Raw genomic sequence first — 8,516 nt, forward strand, 5'->3', positions numbered from 1 at the left:
CCGATCGTCGATCGTTTAGGGCCGGACCTCGAACACATTGTTGAAGGGTGTCTGCGCCGCAATCCGGAACCGGGTGAATCCGGCTGCCGAGACGACGTCGCGGATGCGGGCCGGGCCCGCCTGCGTTCCCAGGGCCAGCCCGACCGGCTGCGACAGGGACGACGGGGTGCACAGCAGGGTCGAGAATCCGTAGTAAGCGCGCCCGACCGGGTTCAGGTTGTCCTCGACATGATCCCCGGCAATCGGTTCGACGATCATCCACGTGCCGTCTTCGGCGATCACCTCGCGGACATGACGGGCGGCGCCGACGGGATCGCCCATGTCGTGCAGGCAGTCGAACATGGTGACCAAGTCGTAGGGACCCCCGGTGAAGGCCTCCGCATCGGCGGTCTCGAATTCGATCTGAGAGGTCCTCGCCGCCTGGGCCGCCTGGGCCGCCTGGGCCGCGTGGGCCGCGCGGGTCCGCGCCGTCGCGATCGATCCGGCATGACGATCGGTGCCACGCACGCGTGAGTTCGGAAAGGATTGAGCCATGAGAATTGTCGATGCGCCGTGTCCGCAGCCGACGTCAGCCACGGCGGCCCCCCTTGACAATTTGTCGACGACACCGTCGAGTGCGGGAAGCCAGTCCGCGAGCAGGTGTGCGTTGTAGGTCGGCGCAAAGAACCGTTCGCATCCGATGTGCACGTCGCTGTTGTGGTCTCCCCAGCCGACCCCGTCGCCGGTGCGCGCCGCTTCCAGGATTCTGGCCGAGTCGCACACGGTTCCATGTGCGATCTGGAACAGGCCGCCGACGAACGCCGGGCTGGTCTCATCGGTCAATGCGATGGCATGCTCGGGCGGCAACTCGTAGCGACCGGTCGACGCGTCGTAGGTGACGAACGATCCCGCGGCCTGGGCGTTGAGCCATTCCTGCGCGTAGTGATGGTCGGTGTCGGTTCGTTCGGCCAGTTCGGCGGGTGTGCTCGGCCCGTGGTCAGCCAGGCTTCGGTAGTAGCCGAGACGGTCACCCATCACGACCAGGGCGCCGTTGAGGGCAGCGCCGACCTCCTCGACCGCCCTGAATACGAAGGCCATCAATTTGTCGGTGTCGACCGCGGGTGCGGTAGTGGAGTCGTTCATGAGGTGTCCTTTCTCGACACCATTACCGTCGCAGGCCGATGCACCCCACCGAATCAGGTGACCCCCCCGGTAATTCTCTCCTACGATCGGTCAATGCTGGTCGGTCGCGAACCCGAGCAGCAGCGGATTGCCACGCTGGTTGCCGGCGCGCGGGTGCGCCAGAGCGGCGTACTGGTCATCTCGGGTGAAGCCGGGATCGGCAAGACGGCTCTGCTGGAAGATGCGGCGCGAACCGCAGGCGAAATGCAGGTGCTACGGGCCTCGGGAAGCGAGTTCGAAGCCACCCTCGGCTTCGCCGGCCTGCATCAACTGCTCGTGCCTGCCCTCGGGCTGCTCGACCACCTGCCCGACCAGCTCCGCGAGGCGCTGGAAGTCGCCCTGACCCTGCGCAACGGTCCCGCGCCGCAGCGGTTCGCGGTCGGGGTCGCCACGCTGAGCCTGTTGAGCCGGTGCGCCGAGGATCGTCCGCTGCTGATCCTCATCGACGACGCGCACCTGCTGGACCCCGCAACCGCTGAAACCGTCCGGTTCGTCGCGCGTCGCCTGGTGGCCGACCCGATCGCGCTGCTCGTTTTCTTGCGGCCGGAACCCGACGCCATCCTCAACACCGCAGACCTGTGCAGGCTGGACCTGACCGGTGTCGGAATCGACGCAGCACGGGCATTGATCGGCCAGGGGAGCGGCCGATCCTCAGAACCTGAGAGTGTTCTGGCCCTGCACCGCGTGACCGCGGGCAATCCGCTTGCGCTCCTGGAGCTTTCGCAGGATCTCGACAGCATCGCCCGCCTGCCGCCTGAACTGCCCGCCACCGTTCCCGACGTCGTCGCGCGGGCGTTCGGGGGTCGGGTGTCGTCGTTGACGGAGTCCGCACGGCGCGCGTTGCTGATCGCCGCCATCGCCGACGGCGATCTGGCCACCACCGCGCAGGCCGCCCCGGTGCTGGGGTGCACAGTCGATGAACTGGTGCAGGCCGAGGCGATCGGTCTGTTGCGCCTGGCAGGCGACCGCGCCCTGTTCCGCCACCCGCTGGTACGCCCGGCGATCTATTCGACGGCGTCGCCCGGGCTGCGCCGCGACGTGCACCACGCCGTGGCCGCGGCATTGCCGGAGTCGTCGGCCGACCTGCGGGCCTGGCATCTCAGCCAAGCCTGCGTCGGCCCGGATGAGGGCGTCGCCGACGCCCTCGCCGCGGTGGCCGACCGCGCATGTGCGCGTGGAGCACACGGAGCGGCGGTTGCCGCGTTCGCCCGCTCAGCCGAACTGACGACTCGGCACGGGGTGCGGGCGGCGCGGATGCTCAGCGCCGGGGAGTCGGCGTGGCTCGCCGGTCAGCCGGGCAGGGCGGACGCCCTCCTCGAGAGGGCGACCGTGCTCGCGGCCGACCGCGGCACGCTCGCCGAGATCGCCGATCTGCGGGGAAATCTGGCCCTGCTGTCGGGATCCTTGGACGAGGGTCGCGAAATGCTGCTTCGCGCCGCGGAACTCAGTGAGTCCACGGATCCCGACGCTGCGGTGATGCGACTGGCCGATGCGATCTCGGGATGCTTCTACCAGTGCCACACAGCAGGCGCTCTTGCCGCCGCCGACCGCGTGGAGCGACTCATCGGCACCTGCAGGACCGACGTCGCGCGCATCCGCGGTCAGATGGTCGTCGGGGTGGCGCGGGTGCTCGCCGGCGCCCCCGGTGTGGAATGGATTCGCACCGCGGTCGATGAGTTGACCATCCATCCTCATCTGCCGGCGGACCCGCGACGGCCGCATTGGCAGGTGCTCGGCACCTTGTTCCTGCGGGAGGCGGGCTCGGGTCGCGATCTCATGAGCCGGGCCATCAACGACGACCGCACCAGAACGGCGCTCGGGGCGCTGCCCACCCTGCTCTTCTACACCGCACGGGACGACGCGACGACCGACCGCTGGGCGTCGGGCATGACCGCCTACGACGAAAGCATCGTGCTGGCCCGAGAAACCGGCCAAACCACCAACCTGGCCATCTCACTGGCCGGGCTGGCCTGGTTGCAGGCCAGGATGGGCCGCGTCGAGGACTGCCAGGCCAACGCCGACGAAGCGCTCATCCTTGCCGAGCAACACGGCATCACGTTGGCCACATTGTGGGCCCATTTCGCACTGGGCGATCTGCATCTCGCCAGGGGAGACGCGCCCACCGCCGCCGACTGGTTCTACCGTCTGCGAACTGTGCTGCACGAGATCGCTTTCCTAGACGTCGATCTCGCGCCAGGTCCCGAGCTCGCGGAAGCGCAGCTGCGCAACGGCGATGTGTCGGGGTCGGCGGTGACGGCACGTGAATATCTGACTCGGGCGACGGCCAAGGGACAGCCGTGGGCACTGGCCCGCGCACACCGCGCGGTCGCACTGACCTGTTCGGAGGCGGCCGAACGGACGGCGTTGTTCGAACGGGCGCTCGAGCTGCACGGCGCCAGTCCGGACTTGTTCGAAGAAGCCCGTACGCGCCTCGCCTACGGCGCGACCCTGCGCCGCAACCGCAGCCGGGTGGCGGCCCGGCCCCAACTCCGCTTGGCTCTTGAGGCTTTCGAACGACTCGGGGCGAGTCCGTGGGCCGACCTGGCGGCGACCGAGCTCGACGCGACAGGGGAGAAGGTTCGCCGCGGAAGCGATGGCTACCTCGGCGTGCTCACCTCCCAGGAGATCAGGATCGCCCGAATGCTCAGCGACGGACGAACGACGAAAGAAACTTCGGTAGCCCTGTTCCTGAGCCCCAAGACCGTCGAATACCACTTGCGTCACGTATACCAGAAGCTGCAGATTCGCTCGCGGGACGAATTGAGCGCGGCGATGGCGCTCGCGGATCGATAGGCTATCGGCGCATTCATCGAATCTGCTTCAGGGACTCGACAAGTGCCTGTCCGACCAGTGTCCCCGACTGCGGGTTCTGCCCGGTGATCAGACTCCCGTCGACGACGAGATGGGCCTGCCACGGGTCGGCCGCCTCGTAACGGGCACCTTCCTCACGCAGTGCGCTCTCGAGGTCGAACGGCACGTCTTGGTCGGCGTATCCGTTTTCTTCAGCGGTTGAGAACGAGGTGAGCTTGCGGCCACGCACCAGTGGTGCACCATCGTCGAGGGTGACACCGAGGAAGGCAGCGGGCCCATGGCAGACGGCCGAAACGATCATGCCCGCATCCCAGGCGCGGATGACGGTGGCCCGCACCTCCGGGTTACCGGTGATGTCAACCATCGGTCCGAGCCCGCCGGGGAAGAAGACGGCGTCGTAGTCGAGCACGTCGACCTCGGACAGTTTGCGGCTGCGCCCCAGCCGCCGATAGGCCTTGCTGTCCAGGAAGGCGATCTGTCCGGGATCGTCGGCATCGAAGCCGTCCTCGGGAGGTTTGCCGCCCAACGGCGAGGCGAACTCGACGGCGACACCGGCGCGGTCGAGCACCTCGAAGGGATGGGCTATCTCGGGAAAGAAGAAGCCTGTCGGCCGATGGTGCGGACCGATTGTGGCGGCGTTCGTCGCGACGAACAGCACATAGGGGACTCCCACGGTGCGCTCCTTCCCGGTTTCGTCGTCTGCGACGAGTTCGAGCTTAATTGTTGTCGGGGTCGCGGAACACCACCGTCGAGTATGTTGTCGGTCCGTCTCATCGACCACGCGCGTGTCGATCACCCCGAGTTTGTCCAGCCAGGCGGCCCAGGTTTCCAGCGCCGCACGTCCGGCTACTCCGAAAGACACGTGATCCAAACCGGTATGCGCCTCGTCGAACCGCTCGCCACGATTGCCGGTGTCGGTGTGCAGCCTGATGATCGGCCCCGACCGCTGATACCACGCGATGCTGATCTCGAGTTGGAGCTCGGCAGCCGCATCGCCTAGTTGTGACGCCAGGTGAAGCTGTCCCCGCCGACACTGGTGTCAACGGGGAGTCCGCTCCGCGCCGGTAAAGGACGATGCCACCTTCCGCGTCAGAATCCGATCACACCGAAACGGCCCCGCGCGTAGGCTGCGCGGTCTAACCCGTCAGTACAGCGCACATGTCTGAGCATCGTGCTGACTCTCAACGCTGCCGTAATGCGAGCTCCTAAGCGACGCGTATAGGGCCTGGAGCATGTTTTTGCTGGAAATGTTGTATAGGCCGTGATATGGGTTCACAATATCCAGGACAGCAAAAATCATGCTGCTCAGCGTCGCTGCGGCCAAGGCGATCATAGTCACTATCAGAGGGTTGGCTGGTGCGCGAAGGCCGAAACTGGCGAATATCATCATAAGCCAGACGACGAGCATTCTCAGGAACGGAACTGGTAGTGAGTTTTGAGGCGCCAAGAGGAGCGACCATCGAGCCCTGGCGCACTCTTTGTATTGGTCGAAGCAGTCGGCCGCCAACCGTTCGTGCAGTGGATCGGACGGGTTCAGTCGAATGATCGCGAACTCGAGACGATTCAACAGGTCGCTCAACACCAGCCGTGCCTCGTCTTTCGGGAGTTTGCGCACGTCCGGATAGGTGACGCTGGCGGGGATGGCGTCCCCCCGCCACGAGTTGGCGATCGCAGCGGCGGTAAAACTCTGGAGTTGCCCGCGCAACGGTTCGGCTTCTGAGCCGTAGTTCAGCAGCGACTGATCCAGACGCACGAGCTGTGCGGCGAACATCGCCCAGTGTTCCTGGGTGGCGTCGATGAAACTTTTCGTCGCATTTATCAGCAAACCGATAACGATCGCGGTTATCGTCACGAGGAACGAAATAATCAGATTCATCGATTCGAGCGCGCCCGCCCCCGTATATTGCTCCAGCCACTGCTGTTTGAGCAGGAAGGCCACTGCCGTGCTACCGCACAGCAAAGCGAACACAATCAGCGCCCGCGACAGGCTCGGTGCCATCCCGATACCCACGGTCCGAGGAGCTTTCACTGCTGGCTCCGACACAAACTCGACCCACAATTCCTGGGGCGTCTCTGTGCGAGGTCACCGTCGCCGATGTTGTGCCAGGTCATCACGGCGTGCTGGGCGGAGCGGGGATCTCGAACAGGTTGAGCGTCAGGCTCACGGTGTGGTAGATGCCGATGAGCATGGCGATGTCGGTCAATCCCTTTGCCCCAAAGCAGTTTTCCGCTTGCCGGTACAGGGATTCGTCGACCCGGCGGGCGGTTGACAGCCGCCGGGTGAGTTCGGCGGCGATCGCCTCGTCCTTGCTGAGGTCGTCCGGTATCCCACCACTCACCAGCACCCGGATGGCGTCCTCGGACAGGCCGGCCTTTCGCGCGGCGGCGGTGTGCGCATACATCTCGTACTCGGACTGCCACGCGGCGCCGACGGCGAGGATCACGACTTCACGCACCCGGGCGCTCAACGACGTATGCTCCCGCTCGCCCAGCAGCAGCTGGGCGGCCGCTGAGGTCAGCTCCGGATTGAGCAGCGCCGGGTTGAACGGGCCGATGAATCGCCCGTCGTCGGTTGTGCTGTGGAAACCGGTGTCCTCGGCCCACGGCACCACGGTGGCGGTCATTTTGTCGAAGAGTTCTCGTTGCGCGGCGCCGAAGTCGGCGGGATGTGCCAGCGGCAGGCGTCCGCCGAGGCGATCGTGGTGTTCGGACATGTCGGTATTCTCCAATCCTGGTCAGTGGTGGCCGGTTTCGCGGCCCTCACGCCTCGAGGCGGTCAGCGGTGCTGGCGGCACGGTGGTGGACCGGGTGGGTACCCGCGGTGAACCTGGGCATCGCATCGCAGATCGCCGGGGTATTGCGGCCGGCGTGCATGACCGCGCGGTCCGGCCGCACGATCGCGGCAGTGGCGCGGCCGCCGTGCAGCCAACGGTCGAGTTCGCTGCCGGGGGCGGTTTCGATGACGGCGGCCCCGCGGCTGCGGAGCTCGCTGCGCTGGGCATCGGTGAGCGCCGATGACGTGATCAGCGTGAACCTGTTCCCGACAATCTCATCGAATCGCAGGCCCTCGGCCAGAACCGGGTTGGGACACAACGTTCCCGCGAGCCCACCGGGAGTGCGGGACTTGATCACCAGTTCGGACCTGCGCAGCCCCGGGGCGATGCCCTTGGCGGCGCTGACCCGGGTTCCGGGCATGCGCAGGTTCTGCATGCGCGGGAACACGGCGTGGCGGATCAGATCGCCAACGTGTCCGCCGCCGGTCATGGCTGCTCCCATCGACACCGCCATAAGAATCATGTTGGCGGCGTGGAGCTTTCGTTCCCGCTCGTAGGTGTCCAACACACTGTCGGGCAGGGAGCCGTCGAGCACGCCGACCAGTTTCCAGGTCAGGTTCATCGCGTCGCGCAGGCCCGCGGCCATGCCCTGGCCGACGAACGGCGGGGTCAGGTGTGCGGCGTCACCGAGGATGAACACATTGCGGTCGCGCCAGCGGCTGGCGACTTGCGCGCGGAAGGTGTAGGCGGTCACCCGCACCAGAGTCAACGCGTCGATCGGTGTGTCTGCCAGCCAGGGCCTGATGAGCGGCTCGACGTCGGCCAGGCTCTGGTAGTCGGCCACCGTCTCACCGTCGACCAACTGAAATTCCCAGCGGTAACGCGTTTCCGATACCCGCATGTAAGTGCCGGCACGCTGCGGGTTGCACAGTTGGTGGCAGCCCTCCCACTGGTTGAGGTCGGCGTCGGTGTTGACGTCGATCACCAGCCAGTCCTGGGTGAACGGTAGCCCGTACATGTGCGCCCCGATGGCCGCGCGGGTCGGGCTGTTGGCGCCGTCGCAGCCCAACACGTAGGTCGCCTGCACGCTGTGCTCGCCGCCGCGCAGCCGGTCCAGGAAGCTCACTCGTACCCGGCCGGGTCGCGGCTGGGTGATCGAGGTGACCTCCACGTTGCCGCGCACCGTGATCTGCGGGTAGTGCTTGAGATTGGTGCGCAGTACCGCTTCGAGTTCAGGCTGGTCGAACATGTTCATCTGCGGGAAGCCGTTGGCGCTGGGCTCCATGCTGCGCGGGATCTCGGAGAGCACTCGCATGCTCTGGTCGATCAGGCGAAGACCGTGTGCCGGCCGGCGGTGCGCGGCGAACTCGTCGCCGATACCCAGTCGGGCCAGGATGCGGTACACCTCGTCGTCGGCGTGGACGGCCCGCGGCAGCGGGTAGACGGTCTCATGGCGGTCCAGCACCAGACATTCGACGCCGTACTGTCCCAACAGTGTGGCGGCGGCGATGCCGGCGGGGCCGGCACCGATGATCACGACGGGAACGAACTCGGGCACCGGCGTCGCGGCGTCGTTTTGCGCGGTCATTTGTACACCACCACATTGCGCTGGACCCCGAGGTCGATGGCGCCGTCGTCGGTGGCAATGGTGGCCTCGATCACGTCCCCGTCATGCAGGTATTTGGGGTTGTGCTCGTACTGCGCGGTCAGGAACGCGCCCAGGTCAACCTCGCCCTTCGGGGTGACGCCGTGGGTGGTGAGCGCGGTCCC

The 8,516-nt window shown here is 66.4% G+C and carries 6 protein-coding genes and 1 pseudogene; 1 reads left to right on the forward strand and 6 read right to left on the reverse strand.

The window, feature by feature from the left end:
• Window positions 1–15: 15 nt before the first annotated feature.
• Window positions 16–1,122, reverse strand: coding sequence for a class I SAM-dependent methyltransferase (locus tag ADBZ6K_RS26175; RefSeq protein ID WP_526352228.1), 1,107 nt, complete (start codon window positions 1,120–1,122; stop codon window positions 16–18).
• Window positions 1,123–1,215: 93 nt separating this feature from the next.
• Here ADBZ6K_RS26175 and ADBZ6K_RS26180 point away from each other — a divergent pair, with 93 nt between their 5' ends.
• Window positions 1,216–3,954: a helix-turn-helix transcriptional regulator gene (locus ADBZ6K_RS26180; RefSeq protein WP_526352230.1), complete on the forward strand. Its 2,739-nt coding sequence runs from the start codon at window positions 1,216–1,218 to the stop codon at window positions 3,952–3,954.
• A 13-nt stretch (window positions 3,955–3,967) separates the two neighbouring features.
• On the opposite strand, the gene ADBZ6K_RS26185 is transcribed toward ADBZ6K_RS26180, so the two are convergent.
• The 5 genes and pseudogenes from ADBZ6K_RS26185 to ADBZ6K_RS26205 form a co-directional block, all read right to left on the reverse strand.
• Window positions 3,968–4,645, reverse strand: coding sequence for a type 1 glutamine amidotransferase domain-containing protein (locus tag ADBZ6K_RS26185; RefSeq protein ID WP_526352233.1), 678 nt, complete (start codon window positions 4,643–4,645; stop codon window positions 3,968–3,970).
• A gap of 471 nt (window positions 4,646–5,116) precedes the next feature.
• Window positions 5,117–5,971 carry a bestrophin-like domain gene (locus ADBZ6K_RS26190; RefSeq protein ID WP_526352235.1) on the reverse strand — a complete coding sequence of 285 codons (855 nt, stop codon included), beginning with the start codon at window positions 5,969–5,971 and terminating at the stop codon, window positions 5,117–5,119.
• Between the two features lie 112 nt (window positions 5,972–6,083).
• On the reverse strand, window positions 6,084–6,686 hold the full coding sequence (locus ADBZ6K_RS26195; protein ID WP_526352237.1) for a carboxymuconolactone decarboxylase family protein: 603 nt from the start codon (window positions 6,684–6,686) through the stop codon (window positions 6,084–6,086).
• A gap of 46 nt (window positions 6,687–6,732) precedes the next feature.
• On the reverse strand, window positions 6,733–8,334 hold the full coding sequence (locus tag ADBZ6K_RS26200) for an FAD-dependent oxidoreductase (protein ID WP_526352239.1): 1,602 nt from the start codon (window positions 8,332–8,334) through the stop codon (window positions 6,733–6,735).
• Window positions 8,331–8,516 (reverse strand): annotated as a pseudogene (locus ADBZ6K_RS26205) (fumarylacetoacetate hydrolase family protein); the annotation flags it as partial. The gene ADBZ6K_RS26200 and the pseudogene ADBZ6K_RS26205, both read right to left, overlap by 4 nt.

The organism is Mycobacterium sp. (assembly GCF_044223235.1).
Taxonomy (GTDB): domain Bacteria; phylum Actinomycetota; class Actinomycetes; order Mycobacteriales; family Mycobacteriaceae; genus Mycobacterium.